The sequence below is a fragment of the Stenotrophomonas sp. 1278 genome (assembly GCF_029892765.1).
Lineage (GTDB): Bacteria > Pseudomonadota > Gammaproteobacteria > Xanthomonadales > Xanthomonadaceae > Stenotrophomonas > Stenotrophomonas indicatrix.
The window spans coordinates 359,080-382,409 of record NZ_JARXWD010000001.1 but is presented as its reverse complement, the minus strand read 5'-3'; the positions used below and the strand labels follow the sequence as shown (position 1 = coordinate 382,409).

Below are 23,330 nucleotides of genomic sequence, written 5' to 3'. Positions count from 1 at the left end.
GTCAGCAGGTCATCAACGGATGTTGATGACGGTCTGGGTGATCTGGTCCTGGGTCGTGATCATCTGCGCGTTGGCCTGGAAGTTGCGCTGCGCGGTGATCATGTTGACCAGCTGTTCGGTCAGGTCGACGGTGGAGGATTCCAGCGAACCGGCCTGGATCTTGCCGAGGTTGGAGGTGTCGGCGGCGCCGGTGCGCGGCGTGCCCGAATCGAAGGTCTCCACCCACAGGTTGTTGCCCTTCTGTTCCAGGCCCTGAGGATTGTTGAAGCTGGTCAGTGCGACCTGGCCCAGCGGCTTGTCGTCGCCGTTGGAATAGCGGGCGAACACCACGCCGGTTTCCGAAACGGTGATTTCGTTGAGCTTGCCGGCCGCGTAGCCATCCTGCTGGGTGTTGCGCAGGGCGAACTTCTCGCCGTACTGGGTCGAGCCGCTCACATCCAGCGTCATGTTCAGCACGCCGGCGCCGGTGGTCGGGGTGAAGGTGCCCAGGCTGATCTTGCCGTTGGCCGGTGCGGTCAGCTTGCCGGCGTTGTCGAAGGTCAGCGGGGTGGGCGTACCGGCCGGCTGGCCATCGACGTAGTTGTGCACCGTCCAGGCGTTGGTGGCCGCTTCCTTGACGAAGTAGGACACCTGTGTGTGGCTGACGCCCAGCGAGTCATACACGGTGATGCCGCCGCTGGAATGGCTGTAGCTGTTGGAATTGGTGGGGTCGAAGGGGTTCACCGTAGGCTGCTTGGCATTGCCGGGCAGGGTGAAGCCGACCTTGACCTCGCTGGTCTGCTTGGGCGGGCTGTCGGTGGTCAGCAGCTGCAGGTCGACCAGGCGGCCGGCGTCGAAGTTGGTGCCGTCGGCGTTCGGAGCGAACACCTGCAGGCGTGCGCCCTGCGGGTTGACCACGTAGCCGGCGGCGTCGGTCTGGAAGTTGCCGGCGCGCGAGTACACGCGTGCACCGTTCATGTTCATGGTGAAGAAGCCCTCACCGGAAATGGCCATGTCCAGGCTGCGGCCGGTCTGCTCGTTGTTGCCCTGGATGAACTGCTGGGCCACGTTGGAAACACGCACGCCCGAGCCGATCGCGTTCTTGGACAGGCCGTAGCTGGTGGCGGCGAACAGGTCGGCGAATTCCGCACGCGACTGCTTGAAGCCGGTGGTGTTGACGTTGGCCACGTTGTTGGCGGTGACGCTCAGGTCCGAGTTGGCAGCGTTGATGCCGGACAGGGAAATGTTGAAGCCCATGGGATGCTCCTGTTGGATGCGGTAGGTGCGGCTCAGCTGACGCGGAGCACGTAGTCGAGAGGGGCCGTGCCCAGGCCCTTGAGATTCAGGTAGAGGCCGTCGGAACCGACGGTCACGCTTTCCACCGGTGCCTGCACGAAGGTGGACAGCTTGGTGCTCTTGCCGGTGGTGTCGACGTGGTTGGCGACGATGTTGTACTTGCCCGGCTCCATGCGCTTGCCGTTGGCATCCTTGCCATCCCAGGTGAACGCGGTCTCGCCGGCGGCCTTGGCTTCAACGCTGATCGAGGTGACCTTGGCGCCGTTGGCGTCGGTGACGTCCACGGTGACGATGCCGGCGGCCGGCGCGGCAACCGTGCCCTCCACCGAACCTTCCTTCTCCAGCACCAGCTTTTCCGACGGCACCAGCACCTGGTGGCCGACCAGGGCGGCGCCACGCAGCACCTGGTCGCTGGCCATCGACTCCTGGAAGCCCTTCACCGACTTGTTCAGATCGGTGATGCCCTGCACGGTCGACATCTGCGCCATCTGCGAGACCATCTGCGTGTTGTCCATCGGCTTCAGCGGGTCCTGGTGCTGCAGCTGCTCGGTCATCAGGCGCAGGAAATCGGCCTGGTCCAGCGTGTTCTTCTTCTTGGTGGCGTTGCTGTTGGGGGCGTTCAGGCCGAGTGCGGCGTAGACGTCCTGGTTGCTCTGGTTGTTGACGGCAGTGGTCATGGCGGTGTCCGGTGCAGCGGGCCTCAGCGGCCCATGGTCAGGGTGGCCAGGGCCAGTTCCTTGGCGGTGGTCAACATCTCCACGCCGGCCTGGTAATTGCGCGAGGTCGAGATCAGGTTGACCATCTGCGCCACCGGATCGACGTCGGGCTGGTAGATGTAGCCATCGCCGTCGGCCAGCGGATGGCCCGGCTCGTAGCGCTTGATCGGCGCCGCGTTGCTCTGGGTGATCTCCTTGACCTGCACCGAGGTGATGTTCGGATCGGTCTTGCTGGTCACCGCCTGGAAGATCGGTTCCAGCGGCTTGTACACCGCGTCGGCCGAGCCGGCGATGCTGTCAGCGTTGGACAGGTTGGAGGCGATGGTGCTCATGCGCACCGACTGCGCCTGCAGCGCGGAGCCGGCGATATCGAAGATCGGCAGGTTGCTCATGGCTTATTGCCCCGTGATCGCGGTGAGCATGGAACGCACCTTGCTTTCGACGAAGCTCAGCGAAGCGCGGTATTCCAGTGCAGCGCGGCCATAGGCGGCGCGTTCGGCATCGGGGTCGACGGTGTTGCCGTCGATGCTGGGCTGTACGCCCTCGCGGGCCACCTGGAACGGGTTGAGGCCACTACCGATTTCGTAGTGCTGCTCGTTGGTGGTGGTCATCAGGCCGTTGGCATCCAGCCCCTGCGCATGGCGAAGGGCCGAATCGAAGTCCAGGTCCTGGGCCTTGTAGCCGGGGGTGTCGGCATTGCCGAGGTTGCTGGCGATCAGCTTCATGCGCTGTTCGCGCAACGGCATTGCCTGGGCATGGACGCCCAGGTAGTCGGTAATCAGGTTGCGCACGGTGCACTCCCACGGGAACGTTGCCCGGGAAGCTGCAAGCGGTGTGCCAGAACCGTGGTGCGCAACATCGCGCTCGCCGGGCATGGCCCGGCGCTACCGTGGGTCGGAGCAGGTGTCTGGTAGCGCCGGGCCGTGCCCGGCGGAGACGCGTGCGGCGGCCTTACGCCGCCATCGCCACCTTGCGCAGGCGGTCCAGCACGAAGTCGGCCAGCTCGTGCGGCGAATACTTGGCGACGAAGGCGTTGGCACCCACGCGCTCGACCATCGCATTGTTGAATACGCCCGACAGCGAGGTATGCAGCAGCACGTACAGCCCGGACAGGCCGGCATGGCGCCGGATTTCCGTCGTCAGCGTGTAGCCGTCCATGGCCGGCATCTCGATGTCCGAGATCACCATGGCGTAGCGTTCGGCCGGGTTTTCACCCGAGGCATGGATCTGCAGCAGGTGGTCCAGCGCCTGTTTGCCGTCCGAGAGCAGGGTCGCGCCCACCCCCAGCTGGTCCAGCACGCTGCGGATCTGCTGGCGCGCCACCCGCGAATCATCCACCACCAGCACCTGCAGCTGCGGGGCGTCGGCGGGCATCGCCATGGCCGGGTCGAGCACGGCCTCACCGCGCACCTGGGCGATGTCGGCCAGCACGCTTTCCACGTCGATCACCTGGATCAGCTCGCCCTGGAAGCGGGTCACCGCGGTCAGGTAGCTCGATTCAGCGCCCAGTTCCGGCGGCGGGTGGATGTCTTCCACCGCGATGTTGACGATGCGCTCCACGCCGCTGACCAGGAAGCCCTGGATCGAGCGGTTGAACTCGGTCACCACCAGGTAACCGGGTGCGGTGTCCGCATCGGGCTCGCGCTCGGGGTGGCCGATGGCCAGGCCCAGGTCCAGCACCGGCACCGAACGGCCGCGCACGTCGGCCACGCCGGCGAACTGGCCGGGCAGGCCGGGCACCTGGAACAGTTCCGGGCGGCGCAGCACTTCCTGCACCTTGAAGACATTGACGCCAAAAAGCTGACGTCCGCCGAGGCGGAACAGCAGCAGCGCCAGGCGATTGTGGCCGGCCAGTCGGGTTCGCTGGTCGATCCGGTTGAGCAGGTCATGGGACATGGCTGCTGTATCGGCGCGGGCAGGGGGAACTTGAGGGCGAGTGCAGGGCCGCGGCCGGGAAGCTGTCCGCCCTGTGCCTGTGGCACGCAGCTTGCACGCGTCTGGGCCAGGTCTTACCGACAGGAGGCGCCATGCGCCGCATTGTTCTTTTCCTTGCCACTGCAATGGCCGTGGCCGCGCCGTGGGCAACCGCTGCCGACTGGCAGCCGGTGGCCAGCATCCGTGCTGCCGCGTTGTCGACCCTGGCCGCCGGCACTGAAGGTGAGGCCGTGGTTGCCGATGCGCTGCGCCTTCCAAAATGCGGGGGCGCGTTGCAGGTGCAGCCCACGGCAAACACCACCGTGGAAGTGAGTTGCCCCGACGCCGGTGGCTGGCGCCTGTTCGTGCCGGTGAAGGTGCGCCGCAACCAGACCGTGCTGGTGCTGACCCGTGGCATCGGCACTGGAGAATCCATCGCCGCCGCCGATATCAGTACTGCCCAGCGTGACGCGGCACGGATTGCCGGCGCAGTGCTGGCCGATCCTGCCGCAGCGATCGGCCGCATCGCCCGTCGGCCGTTGCCGGCAGGAACACTGTTGTCGAGCAACGATCTGGTTGCACAGCGTCTCATCAAGCGAGGAGACAGTGTGGCGCTGGTATCGCGGCGTGGTTCGGTCGAGGTCCGCATCGCCGGCCGCGCACTGGGCGATGCCGGCCAGAACGAGCGCGTCTCGGTGGAAAACCTGTCCTCGCGCCGTATCGTGCAGGGCACGGTGGACGCGACCGGTGACGTAATCGTGGCGCGTTGAAATAATGCAGAATTCCCCTAAAGATCACGGCCCTGCGGCCGTTATCCCTTGTGTACGGCAACTCCAGGACACCCCATGAGCCAGAAAATCGACGGCAACCTGCAGGTCCCCCAGGCACTGCGCAGCGTGACCACCCCGGCCGCCAAGCCCGGCGTCAGCACCGATTCGGCGGCACGTCCAGTCGAGGCGGCCGACAGCCTGCGCCTGACCGGCGAAGCCACCAACCTGCAGGCCATCGAGCGTGAGCTGAGCACCGCCCCGGCGATCGACGCCCAGCGTGTTGCAGCGGTGCGCGAATCGCTGCAGAACGGCACCTACAAGATCAATCCGGACGCGATCGCTTCGCGCATGCTTGAACTGGACCAGCAGCTGCAAGGATGACCGCGGCGATGAGCGAGCCGCTGCAGCGCCTTGCCCAGGCCCTGGACGTTGAACGCCAGGCCCTGGTCGAGCACGACGTGCACGCCCTGATCCGTGCCACCGGCGCGAAGCTGGAAGCGCTGCGTGCGCTGGAAGGCGCGCCACCGGTGGGCGAGGGCGAGCAGCTGCAGGAACTGGCCGAGCGCAACCGCGCCAACGGGGTGCTGCTGTCGCGGCGCCGGCGCGAGGTCAACTGGGCACTGCGCCAGATGGGCCGCACCGAAGAGTCCTCGGCATACGATGCCAAGGGCCAGTCGCATACCGTCACCGCGCGGCGGCCACTCGCCATCGCCTGACAGGACCGGCGGTCGGCTGACCGCCCGATGGCGGCTGTGGGCCGCCGCATGAACGCGTATATTGGGCGCCTGTTTGATCGCCCCGAGCCGCCGTGTCTGCCGCCAACGTTCTGGTTACCGCCCCCCTTCCGCCGCAACCGGTGCTGCAGGCCCTGCTTGAGCGCCTGCGCGAGGGCCTGCTGCTGTTCACCGAAGATGGGCAGGTCGCACTGGCCAACCCGGCCGCGCAGAGCCTGCTGGGCAGCGATGAAGGCACCTTGCCGCCGCCACAGCGCCTGCGCCAGCTGCTGCCGCCGGATGCGCTGGAACATGCGCGCCAGCACGGTCACTGGAACGGCAGCCTGCCACTGGGCGAGGGCGTGGTCATCGCCCATCTGTACTTCCATGGCGAACCCGGTTCGGGGCACTACCTGGCCTTGTTCCGCCATATCGAAGGCCAGGAAGACTACGAACGCGAACTGCAGCAGCGCCATGCCGAACTGCGCCAGGCCTACCTGCGCTTGAACGGCACCCAGGAAAAGCTGCTGCAGTCGGAGAAGATGGCGTCCATCGGCCAGCTTGCCGCCGGCGTGGCGCACGAGATCAACAACCCGATCGGCTACGTGCATTCCAACCTGGGCAGCCTGCAGGAATACCTGCGCAGCCTGTTCACGGTGATCGAAGCCTACGAACGCGCCCTGCGTGCGCCCGACCCGAAGGCGTTGATTCCGGAAATCGACGATATCCGTGACCGCCTGGACATCGATTTCATCAGCCGCGACCTGCCGCAGCTGATGGCCGAGTCACGCGAAGGCATCGAGCGCGTCACCCGCATCGTGCGCGACCTGAAGGACTTCTCCTATTCCGGCCGCGACGAATCGTGGAAGCTGGTCGACCTGCATTCCGGCCTTGAATCGACCATCAACATCATCTGGAACGAGCTCAAGTACAAGGTGCACCTGGTGCGCGAGTTCGGCCAGCTGCCGCTGGTGGAATGCCTGCCCTCGGAGTTGAACCAGGTCTACATGAACCTGCTGCTCAACGCCGGCCACGCCATCGCCGAGCGCGGCACGATCACCGTGCGTACCGGCGTGGACGGCGACACGGTGTGGGTCGAGTTCGAAGACACCGGCGGCGGCATTTCGCCGGAACTGCGCCAGCGCATCTTCGATCCGTTCTTCACCACCAAGCCGGTCGGCAGCGGTACCGGGCTGGGCCTGTCGATCTCCTACAGCATCATCAACAAGCACCACGGCCGCATCGATCTGGACAGTACCCCGGGCGTCGGCTCGCGCTTCCGCCTGGTGCTGCCGATCAAGCAGCCGCGCTGATCGTGGTCGCCGGGCATGGCCCGGCGCTATCCCTGGTCCCCGGTAGCGCCGGGCCATGCCCGGCGGATGCGGTTACCGCAGCGGCGAACGATCCTCACCGCCGTCGGCCGGCTCGACAGCCGCCAGGCCACCGTTGCTGCGCCGCTGTTCCTCGTACGTGCGGAAGGCCTGGTGGATGTGCTTGCGCAGCTCGTCGTCGTTCCACGGCTTGGTCAGGAACCGGTAGATCGCACCGCGGTTGATCGCATCGGTCACCGTGTTGAGGTCGGTGTAGCCGGACAGCACCAGCCGGATCGTGTCCGGGTACAGCATCTTCACCCGGCCCAGGAACTCGGTGCCGCTCATGTCGCTCATGCGCTGGTCGGACAGGATCACCTGCACGTCGTTGATGGCCAGCAGATCGAACGCATCGCGCACGTTGCCTGCCGCCAGGATGCGGTACCCATCGCGGCGGAACAGGCGCACCAGCGAGCGCAGCACGTTCTCCTCGTCGTCCAGCAGCAGCAGGGTGCGGTCCGGCCGGGTTTCGGCGAACGCTTCGGGGCGCAGGTAGCGGCGACGCAGGGTCATGCCGGCGGCATCGGCGGACATCGGTTCGCCGAACAGGTAGCCCTGGAACACGTCGCAGTCGTTGCGGCGCAGGAAGCCCAGCTGTGCCTGCGATTCCACGCCGTTGGCGATCACCGTCATGCCCAGCTGATGGCCCATCGCAATGATCGCGCGTGCGATCGCCGCTTCACGGTTGCCGGCCGGGGCGCTCTTGATGAAGCTGCGGTCGATCTTCAGCTTGTCCACCGGGTAGCGCACCAGCGCACTCAGGCTCGAATCGCCGGTGCCGAAGTTGTCCAGGCTCAGGCTGATGCCTTCGTTGCGCAGGTTGGCCAGCGTTTCGTGGACGAAGTTGACGTTGTTGGTCAGCGCGCTTTCGTTGATTTCCAGTGTCAGCATCTGCGCCGGCACGCCGGACGCCTGGATCACGCCCATCACTTCGGCAAAGAAATTCGGGCGCAGCAGCTGCAGGGTGGACACATTCACCGCGATGGTGAAGTCATCAAAGCCCTGGTCGCGCCACAGCCGGGCCTGCTTCAATGCACCTTCCAGCACCCACGTACCAATCTGCACGATGATGCCCAGGCGCTCGGCGGTGCGCATGAAACGCTCCGGCACCAGCATGCCCAGGGTCGGCGACTGCCAGCGCAGCAGCGCCTCCATGCCCACCACATGGCCATCGCGGGCACTGACCAGCGGCTGGTAACGCAGCTTCAGTTCGCCGTTGGGAATGGCATCGACGATCTGCCGCGCGATGATGCTCTCGCTGTGCGCGCTCGGCGGCGTGTCCACCGCATGGATGCGCACCGCATTGCCGCCTTCGCGGGCGGCCTGGTACAGCGCATCCTCGGCATGGTCGAGCAGGCGCGAGGCATTGCTGGCGTGCTCCGGGCACAGGCTCACCCCCAGCTTGCCGGTCATGAACAGCGTATAGGGCAGTACCGACAGCGGCAGTTCCATCTGCTGGCGGATCTCTTCGGCGAAATCCTCGGCCAGGGGCAGATCGGCGGTGCGCGGCACGGCAATCAGGAACTCATCGCTGCCATGCCGCCACAGCATGCCGCGTCCGCGCAGGTAGGACTGCAGGCGCTGGGCCACCAGCACCAGGGCCTGGTCACCAACCTCCGCACTCATGTTCTCGTTGACCGAGGCGAAGTGGTCGATGTCCACATGCATCAGCATCAGCGGGGTACCTCCGGAGGCGGCTTCGGCGACCATCGCCTGCAGCTCGGGGTTGCCGGCGCCGAGGCGATCAGGTGCATCATCGATGCTGACCGGGGGCAGGTTGGGGTTCCACATGGGCTCAGTATTCCGCTGACTCGACGGCCGCCGTAACAGCGGCCTGGTAAGGAAGGTGGACATCGACGAGGGTACCGGCGCCGTGCGCCGACTCGATCCGCACATGGCCGCCCACGCTCTGCGCACGCTCGCGCATCACGATCAGGCCGAGGCCGCGCGGGCCATCCGGATCGAACCCTTCGCCATCGTCACGGATCATCAGGTGCAGCCCGCGCTGGTCGACGTCGCGCAGCTGCAGCACCACCTGGCTGGCGCGCGCGTGGCGCAGTGCATTGGTCAGGCTTTCCTGGGCGATGCGGAAACAGGCCTGCTCGATGCTGTTGTCCGGGCGCGTGGGCAGCGATTCAATCTCGGCATGCAGCTCGACGGTGGACGAGCGGAACAGCACGCGTGCCTGCCAGCTCAATGCCGCTTCCAGGCCCAGCGCATCCAGCTGCGGCGGCCGCAGCAGGGTGGAGATGTCGCGCAGCTTGGCAACGGTGGTATCGGCCAAGCTGACGATCTGTGCCAGGTCCTCGCCGCGCCGCTGCGCATCGTCCTCGTCCTGCGCCGCATAGGCCGACAGCTTGATCGCGGTGATCGCCTGGCCGATGTCATCGTGCAGGTCGCGGGAGATTGCCCGGCGCTCGTCCTCCTGCAGCGAGAACAAGCGGCCGGCCATCGCCTGCAGCTCGCGGTTGCTGGTCTCCAGCGCGCTTCGGGTCTGTTCGGATTCACTCAGGTCGCGCACGATCAGCAGCTTGCAGTCGCGGCCGCCGTAGCGCACGTCGCCCACCGCAATGCCAGCCTGGAAGCTGCGGCCATCGGCGCGCTGCATGGCCACCACGCTGCTGTGGCCCGGGCTGTGCTGCGGCTGCCCAGCGCGCATCTGCGCGCGCATCCGGGCCAGATCGCCGCCTGCCACCAGGGCCGACAGCGGCTCGCCCAGCAGCGTGTGGCTGCCGTAGCCGAACAGGCCGGCCGCCCACGCATTGGCATACAGCACATGTTCGTCGGACAGGATCACCACGCCATCGGGCAGCACCCGCACCAGCTCGCGGAACTGCTCTTCGCGTTCGCGCAACAGGCGCCGCGACTGCTCACGCTCGGTCACGTCCTGCAACGTGCCCAGTATCCGGTCACGTCCGGCTTCATCCACGCCGCTGGCGGCACGCAGGTGCACCATCAGCGCACGGCCATCCATTGCCAGTACCGGCAGCAGCACGTCCACCTGCACCTGCTCACCCGAGCACAGCTCGGCCAGCACCTGGTCGGTCTGTGCGGCCGTGGCCGGGTCGGCTGCCACCAGCAGCTCGTCGAAACGGTGCCAGCGTCGCGCCTCGGGCGGGCGACGCCCCAGCAGGCGATAGACCTGGTTGGAGTAACGGCCCTGGCCGGTGGACGGGTCCAGCTCCCACGCGCCGATCCGGGCCAGCTCGTGGGCTTCTTCCACGCGGGCCAATGCCTGGTCGCGCCGCAGCTGGGCCAGGTCTTCGGCGGTGCGGTCGATGGCGATAAGCAGGCGCGCAGTGTGGCCGTCGTAGTCGATTGCGTTCGAACGCAGTTCCATCTGCCGCAGGCTGCCATTACGCAGCTGCAATTGCGCGCGCAGGATGCACAGCTGCTCGGGCGCGCCGCGGATCTCCTCCAGCTTGGTCTGCAACGCCTGATCCTGGCCGGGTGGCCAGAGCACGTCGATGGTCTGCGCCAGAAGCGCCTCGCGGTCCCAGCCGAAGGTGCTGCAGGCCGCCGGATTGGCATCGAGGATGGCCAGGCTGTCCAGGTCATACACCAGGATCGGGCCCGGGTTGCCCTCGAACATCTGCCGCAGGCGCAGTTCGGAGGCCTGCAGGCGGGCATGGGTGTGCAGCACGTGCTCGGCCAGCGGCCGCAGCAGCAGGTACAGCAGGCCGGCGCTGGCCAAAGCGAAGAACGCGCCCTTCATGCTCTGCCAGAGCGCCGCCTGCTGCGGGTCGGGCACCAGCGCGGTCACCGCGCCGTCGGTGGCGATCATCCAGGCCAGCGCCATCGCCAGGTAGCTCAGCACGATGCGCCGACGGTCGCGCCCCAGCGCCTGCGCCATCCGCGGGTCGGAAACAGGGGCGGTGCCGGTCGGTTCTACGGGCATGGACAGGGCAGGGAGGCGGGCAGGGAGAAGGGGTGCGGGCCATCTTACCGCGCAGCTGTGCCCTGGCCACTCAATTATCCGCCGCAGGCGCCGTTAACCACTGCGTGCCCCGCTGTCGGGCGTTTCATCCGGAGCAAGATCGCGTGGACCAAGGGATCATCGCCAGCCTGCTGCAGCATCCGCTCGCCTCGGCGCTGGTCATCGTCGACCGCAGCGGGCGCCCGCTCGCGGCCAATCCGGCTGCGCGCGAGCATGGCCTGCCGGCCACGGTGGCCGCCTACGCGCCGATGCTGGAAGACCTGCGCCTGCTGGCCGCCGACGGTGGCATCGTCGCCTGCACGCTGCCGGGCGGCCCGCGCGGCCATTACGATGGCCACCTGCGCGCCGTGCATGACGGCAGCGGCAACCTGCTCGCCTTCACCCTCAGCGTGCCCGAGCCGGTGCCGGTTGATGGTGGCGGTCGCTGGGAACTTGCACTGGACAGCGCCGGCCACAGCCTGTGGGACTGGGACATCCCCAGCGACCGCGTGGCGCGCACGCCCGCGCTGGGCGAGGAAACGGCCACGCAGATACTGGCGCGCGTGCACGCCGACGACATCACCCAGGTGCGCGCCGCGCTGGATGAACACCTGCACGGCGACAGTGAGCAGTACAGCGCCCAGTTCCGCTTCCGCCAGGCCGATGGCCAGTGGCGATGGGTGCTGGACCGCGGCCGGGTGGTGGCCCGTACCGCCGATGGCCAGCCACTGCGCATGGTCGGCACCCATACCGACATCGAGCAGCAGAAGCAGCTGGAAGCCCTGCTGCAGGAGCAACAACTGCATCTGCGCGAAGCCCAGCGCATCGCCAGCATGGGCAGCTGGTCGTTCGATCCGCACAGCCGGCAATTCTGGTGGTCGCCGGAACTGCGCTCGCTGCTGGCGCTGCGGCAGGACAGCATCCCGGGGCAGCGACGCTGGCTCAAGCAGCTGCACCCGCGCTCACGTGGTGCACTGCGTGCGGCCTGGCGCCGCCTGTGGCGCGATGGCCGGGCCGCTAACCTCGAACTGGAACTGACCCGCGGCAACGAACCCTCGCAGCATCTGCGGTTGTGGATGCAACCGTTGCTGGACATGGACGGGCAGCCCAAGCGCCTGCTGGGGCAGGTGCAGAACATCACCGAACAGCATCAGACCGATGCCCTCATCCGCTGGCGTACCGAGCTGCTCAACCGCGTGTCCGCGCTGGGTCGCATCGGTGGTTGCGAGATCGAAGTGGCGACGCGCAACATGCAATGGACCGAGGAGTGCTATCGCATCCACGGCCTGCGCAAGGAACCGATCACCCTCGACCAGGCGCTCGCGTTGTATGCCGAGGATTCGCGCGCGGCGTTTGAAGCCGCGCTGGGGCGCATCGCCGGTGGCGGCCTGCCGGAGCAGCTGGATCTGTGCTTCTACCGCCAGTCGGGGTTGCGCGTATGGGTGCAGGTGCTGATCGAACTGGACCGTCGTGATGGCCTGCCGCCGCGCTTTGTGGTCCTGTTCCGTGACATCACCCGCGAGCGCGAAGCGAACGAGCGGATTGAACTGCTTGCCCATTACGATCTGCTGACCGGACTGCCCAACCGGGTGCTGCTGGGCGAGCAGACCTCCGAAGCCATCGAGGAGGCGCGCGATCGCGGCACCTCGCTGGCGATGCTGTTCATCGACCTGGACGGCTTCAAGAACATCAACGACAGCTTCGGCCACGCCACCGGCGATGCGCTGCTGAAGGCCGCCGCAACCCGGCTGCACCAGAACCTGCGCAACAACGACCTGTTCGGCCGCTTCAGCGGCGACGAGTTCATCGTGGTGCTGCGCGACCTGGCCGAACCGGAAGATGCCGGGCACGTGGCGCGCAAGCTGATCAATTCGCTGGCCGAGCCGCTGCGCCGTGGTGACACCACCTTGAAAGTGGGCGCCAGCGTGGGCATCGCCATGCTCGGCGAGAGCCAGACCGACTTCGATTCGCTGCTGCGCGCTGCCGACGCGGCGATGTACGCGGCCAAGGAAGCTGGTCGCAATACCTACCAGTATTACAGCCAGGACGCGCTGGCGCGGATCCAGCGCCGGCTGGAGATCGAGCACGGCCTGCACGGCGCCATCGAACGCGACGAGTTCAGCCTGGCCTACCAGCCACTGCTGCACGCCCATCACGGCGAGCCCCCCGCAATCGAGGCGTTGCTGCGCTGGCATCGCCCAGGCATCGGCTACTGCAGCCCGGCAGAATTCATTCCGATCGCCGAAAAGTGCGGCGAAATCGTCCGCATCGGCGACTGGGTATTGTCCGAAGCCTGTCGCCAGGCAGCCGCGTGGGATCGTGCCGGCCTGCATTTCGAGCGCATCGCCGTAAACGTGTCGGCAGTGCAGCTGCGCGATCGTGGCTTTGCCGAGCGCGTGATCGAGATCTGCCACGCGCACGGCTGGCCGCCGCAGCGGCTGGAGCTGGAGCTGACCGAATCTGCGTTGATCCGTGACACCGACATCCTGCGCCACTGCTTCGATGTGCTGGAACGGCACGGCGTGCCGCTGGCAGTGGACGACTTCGGTACCGGCTTCTCCAACCTCAACTACCTCAACCGTTTCCCGGTCGGCCGCCTGAAGATCGACCGCAGCTTCGTGCAGGGCATGCTGCATGACTCGGGCACCGCCGAGGTGACCCAGGCCATCGTCCATCTTGGCCACGCACTGGGCATGAAGGTGGTGGCCGAGGGCGTGGAAACACACCAGGAAGAAGACATGCTGCGCCGCCAGGGCTGCGACGAGATCCAGGGCTACCTGTACTCGCGCCCGCTCACACCGCGCGACCTGGCGCAGTGGCTGCGCCAGCAGCACCTCGCCCCAGGCCGCACCGATGCCGCCAGCGAAGTGATGCTGGCGCGCTGACAAACTCATCCACGCATGGCGTGGATCTACTTGTGAGCTGGCCTTGGTGGGTGCCGACCTTGGGCAAGCTTTGGTGGGTGCCGACCGTTGGTCGGCACTGATGCCTGCACTCGCGGCCATCCACGCATGGTGTGGATCTACTGCGGCGCGGCAACCAAGCGCTTCGGAAATTCGGAGCGAAGTCGTGCGCGTACCGCTTCGACCACCTCTACATAGCGTCGGCGCTGGATGAAATAGCCTATGTAGAACAGCACCAGGGCCACCAGCATCGGCCACGCAGCGGGTCGGACGAGGATGACCGGCACCAGCATCAGTGTCAGGCCCAGCGCGAACCAGCTGCACAGCCCGATCACCCGCACCTCCCTGCGCCGTGCATCGATCATCACCCGCCCGCGCATCAGCGGAAAGTAGCGACGGCCAACGCTCGGCACGAAGCTCTCGCGAAAGGCGATGCTGCCGTCCGGCAGCGCGCGGAACACCAGGCAAAGCCAGGTATCGGGCGGCAGGTCATGCTCCAGACCGGCCAGTGAAAGCTGCGCCAGCTCTGCCGGCGTAGCGGCGATGCGCTGGTTGAACAGCGCGATGCCGGTGCGGAAGAAGAACGGCGCCCAGAGGGCCAGCAGCAGGAGTTCGATCAGCAGCAATGCGATCAGGGCGATGGCCATCGGTCTTCCATGAACGGGACCGGCGCATCATGCCACGTGGGCAGTTGCATCCACGCATGGCGTGGATCTACTTCAAGGCACTGCCATCCAGCCCCAGGTCCCACGCCAGGCCCAGCACGTCATCGCCGGCTGCCGGTGGGGCAGGGCGCGCGTCGGCCAGTTTCTGCAGCTCCTGGATTTCTTTGCGGGCCACCTCTTCCAGCTGGCGCAGCTGCTCACGTACGCCCGCATTGCGCGGGCGCTCGTTCTCGTTGATCGGGGGCAGGGCGCGGATCAGGGTCATGGTGCGCTTGCAGGATGCATCCAAAGGCGGGTCACACGCAAAGGCCCCGGCAGAACCGGGGCCTCGCACGCTGCCGGACGGGGCAGCGGACATCAGGATCAGAACAGCTCGACCGTACCGGCGCCCATGCTCTGCTGGGCAACCGGCTTGTGCGGCGGGCGCTCCCATTCGCTGCGCAGTTCGCGCAGGCGGTTGCCGGTGCGCTGCAGGGCAGAGGCGATTTCTTCGTCGAACACGCCGCCATTGCGATGCAGCAGTTCCTGCAGGGCCACCGCTTCGCGATTGATCGCGGTCAGGCGGTCCAGGTGGGTATGCACGCCGCCCAGGGCCTGGGTGGCGATGTCCTCGAACTGCAGGGCACGCACGGCTTCGGCCACGCTGCCGTCGATCGAGCGCGCGCAGTCGGACACTTCGCGCATGCCGTCACCCAGCGAAGCGTTGATCTGCGCCACGTTGTCCAGCATCGCCGCCGCTTCCTGGCGCGCTTCACGGGAGCGGTCCATATCGCGCGAGGCCATGTGCGAAACCGTCTCGCGGACCTTGGCGATGGCATCCTTGGAGCTGTGCGCCAGCTTGCGGATCTGCTCGTTGAAGGTGGTCGAACGCTCGGACAGGTTGCGGACCTCGTCGGCAACCACGGCGAAACCGCGACCGGCTTCACCGGCACGCGCAGCTTCGATGGCAGCGTTCAGGGCCAGCAGGTTGGTCTGGTCGGCAATCGACTTGACGTCTTCCAGCAGCGCGAAGATGCCGTCCAGGTGCTGCGCCATCTGGTCGATGTGCTGCACGGTGGTGCTGCTCTGGCCGCTGACCTGCTCCAGCGCTTCCACCAGCTGTTCCATGCGGTGGCTGGCGTGCTGGGCGAAACGGGCAACGTCGAGGCCGGCGCCGCCTTCGTCACCGGCGCGGTCGACGATGCGTGACAGGGCCTGGCTCTGCTGGCGCGACTTGCGGTTCATGGCATCGAAGCTGCCGCCGAGGCTGGAGACGGCCTGGCGGATCAGGTCGCGGGCGCGTTCCACTTCACCACGCGAACCGTCGATCTCGTTGCCGACGAAGTTGCGCAGTTCGGTCAGCAGCTGGTCCTGCTCACGCAGGACACGGGCATGTTCCGGGGAACGGTGCGCCTGGGCGCGGGCGGTCCACCACGCAAAGCCGAGCCAGCTCAGCGTCATCGTGGTCAGGATCGCCCAACGCAGGGCGACCGGCCATTCGAAACCGATGGCGAAGGGGAGCAGCAGGGTCAGAGCCAGGGGGGCGGCCAGACGGATGAAAATGCGTGAGTACATGGACGTTCTCGGGAGGTGCACGGAGGATGTATCGGCCGTACCCCCTTTCTCTTTAACGTCGATGTGCTCACTGAATGCGCCGGATTTCTGGCGCCGTCCGCCGGACATGGCCCGGCGCTGTCCTCGGGGCGCTCGGTCGCCAGCGCCGGGCCATGCCCGGCGGGCTCCCCGCCCTCAGGCCAGCTGCCGGTCCACGGCCTCGACCATCGCCTTGCGGCTGAGCAGGAAGTCCCAGTAACTGCCACCCAGCTGCCGCCACAGTACGGCGGCGCGCACGGCGGCCAGCAGCAGCGCACGGATCTCGGCCACCACGCCGGCCTGGCCCAGGTAATGCGGGTTGCCCTGCACCATGACCCGCGGCTTGAGGTGGCTGATGGTGTCTGCATACAGGCCGCCCAGCGCGGCCAGCACATCGGGGTGGCCGCTGTCACCCAGCTCGGTGGCCTGGCGCTGGGCGCGCTCGATACCCGAGGCGACCTTGTTCACGGTAGCGCCGTCCTGCACGAAGCGGCGCTCCAGCTGCAGTACCGACAGGGCCAGCTTGGGCAGGATCGGGTCCTGGCCCTGGCTGCGGAAATAATTGTGCAGCAGGCGCAGGCCGGATTTCAGGGCGTGCCGATCGCCAAAAACCGCCTGCGGCGAGGCCGCATCGATGCGGAACACGCTGTCCACGGCAGTGCGCACGGCAGCGGCGTCGGAGTGGCCGGTATCGGCGATACGGCGTACCTGCTGCAGGGCCTGGGCAATGCCGGCCAAAGCCAGAACGCGGTCGTCGACAGTGAAACTCATGCAGCGATTACCTCAAAAGGAGAAGGGGTGGTGCGCAGGCGCTGTTCCAGCGGCGCGTCGGTGGCGGCGATCACCGCGCCACCCAGGCAGACCTCACCGTCATACAGCACCAGGGATTGCCCGGGGGTGACTGCACGCTGCGGCCGGGCGAAGGTGACCTGCACGCTGCCGTCGTCCAGCACATCCACCGTGCACGGCTCATCGGGCTGGCGGTAGCGGGTCTGCGCGGTGCATTCAAAACGCCGTGCCGGTGGTGCGCCGGCAATCCAGTGCGCGGTCTCCGAGCGCAGCCTGTTGGACAGCATCCACGGGCTGTCACGGTCCTGGTCCACGTACAGCACGTTGCTGGCCACGTCCTTGCCGACCACATACCAGGGCGCGGCAGGGCGGCCGCGCACGCCGCCGATGTTCAGGCCTTCGCGCTGGCCCAGGGTGAAATAGAAGACGCCAGGATGTTCGGCGATCACGCTGCCATCGCTGGGATCGAGGATCTGCCCGGCCTTGGCCGGCAGGTAGCGCCCAAGGAACTCACGGAAATCGCGCTCGCCGATGAAGCAGATGCCGGTGGAATCCTTCTTGGCGTGGGTCGGCAGGCTGACGTCGCGGGCGATCCGGCGCAGGTCGCTCTTTTCCAGGTCACCAATCGGGAACAGGGTGGCCGCCAGCTGCTCCTGCCCCAGCTGGTGCAGGAAGTAGCTCTGGTCCTTGGAACGGTCGGCGCCGCGCAGCAGCAGCCACTGATGGCCGCGCTGGGCAATGCGTGCGTAATGGCCGGTGGCGATCCGCTCGGCGCCCAGTTCGCGGGCCGCATCAAGGAAGTGCTTGAACTTCACTTCGCGGTTGCACAGCACGTCCGGGTTGGGCGTGCGGCCGGCGGCGTATTCGGCCAGGAAGTGCTCGAACACGCCCTGCCAGTATTCGTTGGAGAAATCGCGGAAATGGAACGGAATGCCCAGCAGTCCGCAGACCGCTACCGCGTCGCGGCGGTCGTCCTCGGCGCGGCAGTCACCGCTGCCGTCGTCGGCCCAGTTCTGCATGAACAGACCGGCCACGGCCTCGCCCTGCTGCACCAGGCGCCAGGCAGCCACGGAAGAATCCACGCCGCCAGACACGCCAACCATCACCCGAGGGCTGCTCATGCGACCTCCCGGACCAGTGCAAGCGGATAGCGCTGGCCGGCCAAGTAGTCGGCCAGCACCTGCCAGACCAGCGGGCTGCGCTGGCGTCCGGCGGCGGCCTGCAGTTCGGCCGGGGTCACCCACAGCGCCCGATCGATGCCGGCATCCAGCGGCCGCGCCGGGTCGTGCGAGACCGGGCGCGCGGCATAACAGAAGCGCAGGAACGGGGTTCCGTCACCGGCGGTCCACTGGTAGCAGCCGATGAAGGCGGTCAGTTCCACCGTCCAGCCGGTTTCCTCGACGGTCTCGCGCAGGGCAGCCTCGGCCAGGCTTTCACCCGGCTCAAGATGCCCGGCCGGCTGGTTCAGCACCTGCCGGCCCTCGATGGTTTCTTCCACCAGCAGCACCCTGCCGCCGTCGACCACCACGGTGGCGACGGTTGCATGCGGTGCCCAGCGCGGGTCCGGCGAGGTGTTCAACTCAGAGATCGTCCTTCTTGGTCAGCTCCAGCTCCATCGCGTCGGCGGTGCGGATGGCCGCATCGATGGCGTCGCTGAGCTGGTCGGAGGTGGCGTCGGCATCGATCTTCACCACGAACATCGCAGTCGATTCCTGCTTCACCCAGCCGCCCATCTTGGCGTCCTGCGAATCTTCCAGCAGGCGGTTGGCCACGGCCACCGGGAACTGCTTGGTCTGCGAGGTGTAGCCCGGCGACCAGATCTCGCGGATGTTGTGGGTACCGAAGTCTTCCACCGACGAGCGCACATAGACGATCTGGGTGCGATCGCCTTCGACATCGAACACCATCTGGTAATCGCCGTCTTCATCGACCTCGTAGGTGTAACCCAGCTTTTCCAGGTGACGGGCAACGGCCTTGTCGGCCTTCGTGCTGTCAGTGGTGGTCGCAGCGCCAGCGGTGCCCGCGGCAGCCAGGGCGATCAGCAGGGCGGAGAGAAGGGTCCTTTTCATGAAGATCCTGTGAAACCAAGTGTGTGGGAAGGTGCAATTGTGACGGCGGGCGCCCGTGCCGTCCATTCCACGCGGGGCCTACGCAAGGCCGTCGCACCCCTTATAATCGGCAGATGCCTCGCGAGTCCGCCCCCGATTCCCACCACGAGCACGGCGTTGCCGTGGAGCCCGCGCGCCCGGAAGTGGCGCCGCCGCCCTTCTATCAGGTCATGCTGCTCAATGACGACTACTCCCCGATGGATTTCGTCGTGGACGTCCTGCAGCAGTTCTTCAACATGGACCTGGACAAGGCCACCCAGGTGATGCTGCACGTCCACACCCGTGGCCGTGGCGTCTGCGGTGTGTTCACCCGCGAAGTGGCCGAAACCAAGGTGGCCCAGGTCAACGAGTACGCGCGGATGAACCAGCACCCGCTGCTGTGCACGATGGAGAAGGCCTGATCCTGGCACGGCGTGCCCACCAGGGTGGGCACCTGCCAGGTTCGAGTCACGCCTCCGCCAGCGCCTGCAGGGCCATCACGGCCACCGCCTCATCGATGTCGGCCGGGTCACCATCATCCCTGAACCACACCGCTGACAGGCCGGCACTGGCCGCGATCCAGCGCAGCAGCCGCGTGCGCTCGAGATCGGCCAGCCGGCAGACCTGTTCCACCCGGGCATGGAAGCGCTCGGGCCGTGTTGCCACATGGATGCCCGGCCCGCACAGGTCCGGGTTGCTGAACATCGTGGTGTAGTCGAACGCGCGGTCGCCCAGCAACCGCTTCGGGTCGATCGCCAGCCAGCCCCGCGCGCCGAAATCCAGCACGTTGTCGTGGTGCAGGTCGCCATGCAGGGGCCGCATCTCCTGCTCGTCCTCCAGCAGTGCCATCGCCAGCGATCTGCACTGTTCCAGCAATGGCGGCAGCGGTGCCCTTGGTTGCAGCAGATCGGCGAACCATCTACGCAGGCAGACCAGATCTTCTGGTGGCGCGCTCCGTGGCCGGTGCAGCTGCTGCAGGACCTGGCACAGGATCATGGTGCAGGCGTCGTCCTCGCCCTTGATCGAGCGTTGCCGCAGCGAATCGCCGTGCGCCCGTTCGATCAGGATCGCCGGCCCCTCGTGGGCCAGCAGGCGTGCGGCACCGTCGCCGTTCCACCAGCGCAGCAGGCGATGGCCGTTCTGTTCCTCTGTCTCCGTGCTCACCTTCAACATGGCCGCCTCGCCAGAGGCGGTCAGCACCGGCCAGAGCCGGGCATGGGGGGTACGGATCGAAGGACCATCACGTCGCAATCGCCAGCGGCTCAGGTAGGGTTCGCTCATGTGGGTGGGCTGTCCTGGAGTGAACGATGATCAAGCGTTTGGTAGTGCTAACGCCATCTGAACGTCGCAATCCGCTAGGGTGATGGAAATCGTGTAGTCAGGCCGCATATTGTCTCCAACTGCCGCCGGAGTAATCCATGTTCAGCAAAGACCTCGAACACACCATCGGCCAGTGCTACAAGCGCGCCCGTGAGGCCCGACATGAGTTCATGACGGTCGAACACCTGCTGTTGGCACTGCTCGACAACCCGTCCGCCCAGGCCGTACTGAAGGCTTGTGGCGCCGACGCCGACCGCCTGCGCCAGGAGCTGGAGCAGGCCATCGAGGCCTCCGTGTCCCGCCTGGCCGAAGATGACGGCCGCGATACCCAGCCCACGCTGGGCTTCCAGCGCGTGCTGCAGCGGGCCGTGTACCACGTGCAGTCCTCCGGCAAGAAGGAGGTCACCGGCGCCAACGTGCTGGTCGCCATCTTCGGCGAGAAGGACTCCCACGCGGTCTATTACCTCAACCAGCAGGATGTCACCCGGCTGGATGTGGTCAATTACCTGTCCCACGGCATCGCCAAGCTGGGCGAGGAAGGCGAGCAGCCGTCCTCCTCCGAGGGTGAGGGCCGCATGGAAGGGGGCGAAGGCGAGCCCAAGGGCGATGCCCTGACCGAGTTCGCCAGCAACCTCAACGAGCAGGCCCGCGCCGGTCGCATCGACCCGCTGGTCGGCCGTGCCGACGAGATCGAGCGCACCATCCAGGTCCTGTGCCGCCGCCGCAAGAACAACCCGCTGTACGTGGGCGAGGCCGGCGTCGGCAAGACCGCGATTGCCGAGGGCCTGGCCCGACGCATCGTTGAAGGTTCGGTGCCGGACGTGCTGGCCGATGCGGTCATCTATTCGCTCGACCTCGGCGCGCTGGTGGCCGGTACCAAATACCGTGGTGACTTCGAAAAGCGCCTGAAGGGCGTGCTGACCGCGTTGAAGAAGGTGCCCAATGCGGTGCTGTTCATCGACGAGATCCATACCATCATCGGCGCCGGTTCGGCGTCGGGCGGCACCATGGACGCCTCCAACCTGATCAAGCCGGCACTGGCGTCGGGCGAGCTGCGCTGCATCGGCTCGACCACCTTCCAGGAATACCGCGGCATCTTCGAGAAGGACCGGGCGCTGGCCCGTCGCTTCCAGAAGATCGACATCGTCGAGCCGACCGTGGGCGAAACCTACGAGATCCTGCAGGGCCTGAAGTCCAAGTACGAAGCCCACCACGGCGTCACCTACGCCGATGAAGCGCTGCAGGCCGCCGTCGACCTGTCGGTCAAGCACATCGCCGATCGCCTGCTGCCGGACAAGGCCATCGACGTGATCGATGAGGCCGGTGCCCGCCAGCGCCTGATGCCGGAAGGCCAGCGCAAGGAGTTGATCGACGTCGAGGAGGTCGAGGCCATCGTCGCCAAGATGGCGCGCATCCCGGCCAAGCAGGTCAGCGCCACCGACAAGGATGTGCTGCAGCACCTGGAGCGCAACCTGAAGATGGTGATCTTCGGCCAGGATCCGGCCATCGGCACCCTGGCGTCGGCCATCAAGCTGGCACGCTCGGGCCTGGGCAATCCGGAAAAGCCGATCGGCAACTTCCTGTTCGCCGGCCCCACCGGTGTCGGCAAGACCGAGGTGACCAAGCAGCTGGCGCTGCAGCTGGGCATCGAACTGGTCCGTTTCGACATGTCCGAATACATGGAGCCGCATTCGATCAGCCGCCTGATCGGTGCGCCCCCGGGCTATGTCGGCTTCGACCAGGGTGGCCTGCTGACCGAGAAGATCGTCAAGACGCCGCACTGCGTGCTGCTGCTGGATGAAATCGAGAAGGCGCACCCGGACATCTTCAACATCCTGTTGCAGGTGATGGACCGTGGCGTGCTGACCGACACCAACGGCCGCGAAGCCAACTTCAAGAACGTGGTGCTGGTGATGACCACCAATGCCGGCGCGGCGCAGGCCTCGCGGCGCTCGATCGGTTTCACCAAGCAGGACCACGCCACCGATGCGATGGAGACCATCCGTCGTGCGTTCACCCCGGAATTCCGCAACCGCCTCGATGCGGTGGTGCAGTTCCAGCCGCTGGGCTTCGAACACATCCTGCGCGTGGTGGACAAGTTCCTGATCGAACTGGAGATGCTGCTGCAGGAGAAGCACGTCAGCCTGTCGGCCACGCCGACTGCGCGCGACTGGCTGGCCCACCACGGTTTCGACCCGCTGATGGGTGCCCGCCCGATGGCGCGGGTGCTGCAGGACAAGGTGAAGCGCCCGCTGGCCGACGAACTGCTGTTCGGCAAGCTGGTCAACGGTGGCAAGGTCAGCATCGACGTGCGCAACGACGAGCTGGTGGTCGAGGCGCAGGCCGAGCCGGAACGGCTGTTGCCGGCCACGGTGGAGTAAGGGTGTGCCGGGCAGCGCCCGGCAACGGAAGCAACGACCGGGCGGCGCAGGCCGCCCTTGTCGTGTCAGCTCCTCAGCGGCTGCGCTGGCGGGCCATGCGCTGGAAGGCGGCAGCTTCGAGGGGTTCGATCCGCTCGACCGTGCAGCTGGCGCGGTCGGTCTTCAGCGCGCTGCGTGAGTCGGCGCACAGCTGGTTGCTTTCGCCCTGGGTTTCAAAGGCCAGCCGCCGCGAGGTCACGGCGCTGCTGCAGGAGGCTTTGAACACCACGCGGTAGTGCTGGTCACCATTGCGCAGCAGCACATCGCGATCAGCGCCGGCGCGGACGATCTGCTGGTCTTCGCTCAAGGCAATGCAGCTGTCACCGGCGCTTGCCGACGGCGTGTCGGCGGCCTGGGCGGCGGGTGCGATCAGGGCGGCAGTGCTGAGTACCAGGGCGGCGAAGCCAGCGGGCAGGGAGGTCACGTTCATGGCAGGGGCAGGGGGTGGCGATCCGGACTGGATCGGGTGCGACGATGACGCCGCCGCTGCGAATGCGAATCTGCCGCAAGGATGGCTGACCGATGTCACGGTGCATTCGGTCAGGGTGCCGTCCGGCAGGGCCGGATTCCAGGCATGACAAAAGGCCAGCGTCCAGGGCTGGCCTTGTCGAGGTGGCGCAACGCGCCAGCCGCTTACTTCATTCGGTAGGTGATACGACCCTTGGTCAGGTCGTACGGGGTCATTTCAACCTTGACCCGGTCACCGGTGAGGATGCGGATGTAGTTCTTGCGCATGCGGCCGGAGATGTGGGCAATGATTTCGTGCCCATTTTCCAGACGAACGCGGAAAGTGGTGTTCGGCAGCGTCTCGCTGACGGTGCCCTCGAACTCGATGGAATCGTCTTTCGACATGTAGTCCTGTGCGGTTCAGAAAACGGCCACGCTGGGCCTAAGGCGCAG

The 23,330-nt window shown here is 66.7% G+C and carries 24 protein-coding genes; 7 read left to right on the top strand and 17 right to left on the bottom strand.

Annotated elements, in window-relative coordinates; translation table 11 throughout:
- Positions 1-12: 12 nt before the first annotated feature.
- The 5 genes from flgE to M2299_RS01755 form a co-directional block, all read right to left on the bottom strand.
- Positions 13-1,236 carry a flagellar hook protein FlgE gene (gene flgE, locus M2299_RS01775; RefSeq protein WP_025879107.1) on the bottom strand — a complete coding sequence of 408 codons (1,224 nt, stop codon included), beginning with the start codon at positions 1,234-1,236 and terminating at the stop codon, positions 13-15.
- A gap of 32 nt (positions 1,237-1,268) precedes the next feature.
- On the bottom strand, positions 1,269-1,952 hold the full coding sequence (locus tag M2299_RS01770; RefSeq protein WP_025879108.1) for a flagellar hook capping FlgD N-terminal domain-containing protein: 684 nt from the start codon (positions 1,950-1,952) through the stop codon (positions 1,269-1,271).
- Positions 1,953-1,975: 23 nt separating this feature from the next.
- Complete coding sequence (gene flgC / locus M2299_RS01765; protein WP_025879109.1) at positions 1,976-2,383, bottom strand: flagellar basal body rod protein FlgC; 408 nt, start codon at positions 2,381-2,383, stop codon at positions 1,976-1,978.
- 3 nt (positions 2,384-2,386) lie between these two features.
- Positions 2,387-2,782: a flagellar basal body rod protein FlgB gene (gene flgB / locus M2299_RS01760; protein WP_025879110.1), complete on the bottom strand. Its 396-nt coding sequence runs from the start codon at positions 2,780-2,782 to the stop codon at positions 2,387-2,389.
- Between the two features lie 160 nt (positions 2,783-2,942).
- On the bottom strand, positions 2,943-3,887 hold the full coding sequence (locus M2299_RS01755; protein ID WP_025879111.1) for a chemotaxis protein: 945 nt from the start codon (positions 3,885-3,887) through the stop codon (positions 2,943-2,945).
- A gap of 131 nt (positions 3,888-4,018) precedes the next feature.
- On the opposite strand from M2299_RS01755, the gene flgA reads away from it, so the two are divergent.
- The 4 genes from flgA to M2299_RS01735 all read left to right on the top strand — a co-directional run bounded on the left by flgA (position 4,019) and on the right by M2299_RS01735 (position 6,701).
- Complete coding sequence (gene flgA, locus M2299_RS01750; RefSeq protein WP_088099872.1) at positions 4,019-4,675, top strand: flagellar basal body P-ring formation chaperone FlgA; 657 nt, start codon at positions 4,019-4,021, stop codon at positions 4,673-4,675.
- A gap of 75 nt (positions 4,676-4,750) precedes the next feature.
- Positions 4,751-5,056, top strand: coding sequence for a flagellar biosynthesis anti-sigma factor FlgM (gene flgM / locus M2299_RS01745; protein WP_025879113.1), 306 nt, complete (start codon positions 4,751-4,753; stop codon positions 5,054-5,056).
- Complete coding sequence (locus M2299_RS01740; protein WP_280883747.1) at positions 5,053-5,391, top strand: flagellar protein FlgN; 339 nt, start codon at positions 5,053-5,055, stop codon at positions 5,389-5,391. The genes flgM and M2299_RS01740 overlap by 4 nt, the downstream gene beginning before the upstream one ends.
- A 92-nt stretch (positions 5,392-5,483) precedes the next feature.
- A complete protein-coding gene (locus M2299_RS01735; RefSeq protein ID WP_025879115.1) occupies positions 5,484-6,701 on the top strand; it encodes an ATP-binding protein in 1,218 nt (405 codons plus the stop codon).
- A 72-nt stretch (positions 6,702-6,773) separates the two neighbouring features.
- Here M2299_RS01735 and M2299_RS01730 read toward each other — a convergent pair whose 3' ends face one another.
- Positions 6,774-8,549, bottom strand: coding sequence for an EAL domain-containing protein (locus tag M2299_RS01730; protein ID WP_025879116.1), 1,776 nt, complete (start codon positions 8,547-8,549; stop codon positions 6,774-6,776).
- A gap of 4 nt (positions 8,550-8,553) precedes the next feature.
- The gene (locus M2299_RS01725) at positions 8,554-10,656 is read right to left on the bottom strand and encodes a PAS domain-containing sensor histidine kinase (RefSeq protein WP_280883746.1); all 2,103 of its coding nucleotides are present in this window, start codon (positions 10,654-10,656) and stop codon (positions 8,554-8,556) included.
- Positions 10,657-10,799: 143 nt separating this feature from the next.
- On the opposite strand from M2299_RS01725, the gene M2299_RS01720 reads away from it, so the two are divergent.
- Positions 10,800-13,559: an EAL domain-containing protein gene (locus M2299_RS01720; protein ID WP_025879118.1), complete on the top strand. Its 2,760-nt coding sequence runs from the start codon at positions 10,800-10,802 to the stop codon at positions 13,557-13,559.
- 137 nt (positions 13,560-13,696) lie between these two features.
- On the opposite strand, the gene M2299_RS01715 is transcribed toward M2299_RS01720, so the two are convergent.
- The 7 genes from M2299_RS01715 to M2299_RS01685 form a co-directional block, all read right to left on the bottom strand.
- Positions 13,697-14,224, bottom strand: a complete 528-nt coding sequence (locus tag M2299_RS01715) for a hypothetical protein (RefSeq protein WP_025879120.1) — start codon at positions 14,222-14,224, stop codon at positions 13,697-13,699.
- Between the two features lie 67 nt (positions 14,225-14,291).
- Positions 14,292-14,507 carry a hypothetical protein gene (locus tag M2299_RS01710; RefSeq protein ID WP_280883745.1) on the bottom strand — a complete coding sequence of 72 codons (216 nt, stop codon included), beginning with the start codon at positions 14,505-14,507 and terminating at the stop codon, positions 14,292-14,294.
- Between the two features lie 98 nt (positions 14,508-14,605).
- The gene (locus M2299_RS01705; protein WP_025879122.1) at positions 14,606-15,796 is read right to left on the bottom strand and encodes a methyl-accepting chemotaxis protein; all 1,191 of its coding nucleotides are present in this window, start codon (positions 15,794-15,796) and stop codon (positions 14,606-14,608) included.
- Positions 15,797-15,970: 174 nt separating this feature from the next.
- Positions 15,971-16,585, bottom strand: coding sequence for a high frequency lysogenization protein HflD (hflD, locus tag M2299_RS01700; protein ID WP_093818272.1), 615 nt, complete (start codon positions 16,583-16,585; stop codon positions 15,971-15,973).
- Entirely contained in the window at positions 16,582-17,724 is a 1,143-nt protein-coding gene (mnmA, locus tag M2299_RS01695; protein ID WP_025879124.1) for a tRNA 2-thiouridine(34) synthase MnmA, read from the bottom strand. The genes hflD and mnmA overlap by 4 nt, the downstream gene beginning before the upstream one ends.
- Positions 17,721-18,182, bottom strand: coding sequence for an NUDIX hydrolase (locus M2299_RS01690; protein ID WP_280883744.1), 462 nt, complete (start codon positions 18,180-18,182; stop codon positions 17,721-17,723). Before M2299_RS01690 ends, mnmA begins: the two co-directional genes overlap by 4 nt.
- Position 18,183: 1 nt before the next feature.
- Positions 18,184-18,672, bottom strand: coding sequence for a hypothetical protein (locus M2299_RS01685; RefSeq protein ID WP_025879126.1), 489 nt, complete (start codon positions 18,670-18,672; stop codon positions 18,184-18,186).
- Positions 18,673-18,785: 113 nt separating this feature from the next.
- Here M2299_RS01685 and clpS point away from each other — a divergent pair, with 113 nt between their 5' ends.
- Positions 18,786-19,112 (top strand): ATP-dependent Clp protease adapter ClpS, encoded by a 327-nt coding sequence (gene clpS, locus M2299_RS01680; RefSeq protein ID WP_025879127.1) that lies wholly within the window; start codon positions 18,786-18,788, stop codon positions 19,110-19,112.
- Positions 19,113-19,158: 46 nt separating this feature from the next.
- Here the strand turns inward: clpS and M2299_RS01675 are convergent, their stop codons facing one another.
- Entirely contained in the window at positions 19,159-19,971 is an 813-nt protein-coding gene (locus tag M2299_RS01675) for an APH(6) family putative aminoglycoside O-phosphotransferase (RefSeq protein WP_280883743.1), read from the bottom strand.
- A gap of 137 nt (positions 19,972-20,108) precedes the next feature.
- Between M2299_RS01675 and clpA the strand changes: the two genes are divergently transcribed.
- The gene (gene clpA, locus M2299_RS01670) at positions 20,109-22,391 is read left to right on the top strand and encodes an ATP-dependent Clp protease ATP-binding subunit ClpA (RefSeq protein ID WP_032974818.1); all 2,283 of its coding nucleotides are present in this window, start codon (positions 20,109-20,111) and stop codon (positions 22,389-22,391) included.
- A 73-nt stretch (positions 22,392-22,464) separates the two neighbouring features.
- Here clpA and M2299_RS01665 read toward each other — a convergent pair whose 3' ends face one another.
- Both M2299_RS01665 and infA read right to left on the bottom strand, forming a co-directional pair.
- Positions 22,465-22,860 (bottom strand): hypothetical protein, encoded by a 396-nt coding sequence (locus M2299_RS01665; RefSeq protein WP_032974816.1) that lies wholly within the window; start codon positions 22,858-22,860, stop codon positions 22,465-22,467.
- A gap of 203 nt (positions 22,861-23,063) precedes the next feature.
- Positions 23,064-23,282 (bottom strand): translation initiation factor IF-1, encoded by a 219-nt coding sequence (gene infA / locus M2299_RS01660; RefSeq protein WP_005409596.1) that lies wholly within the window; start codon positions 23,280-23,282, stop codon positions 23,064-23,066.
- Between the last annotated feature and the right edge of the window lie 48 nt (positions 23,283-23,330).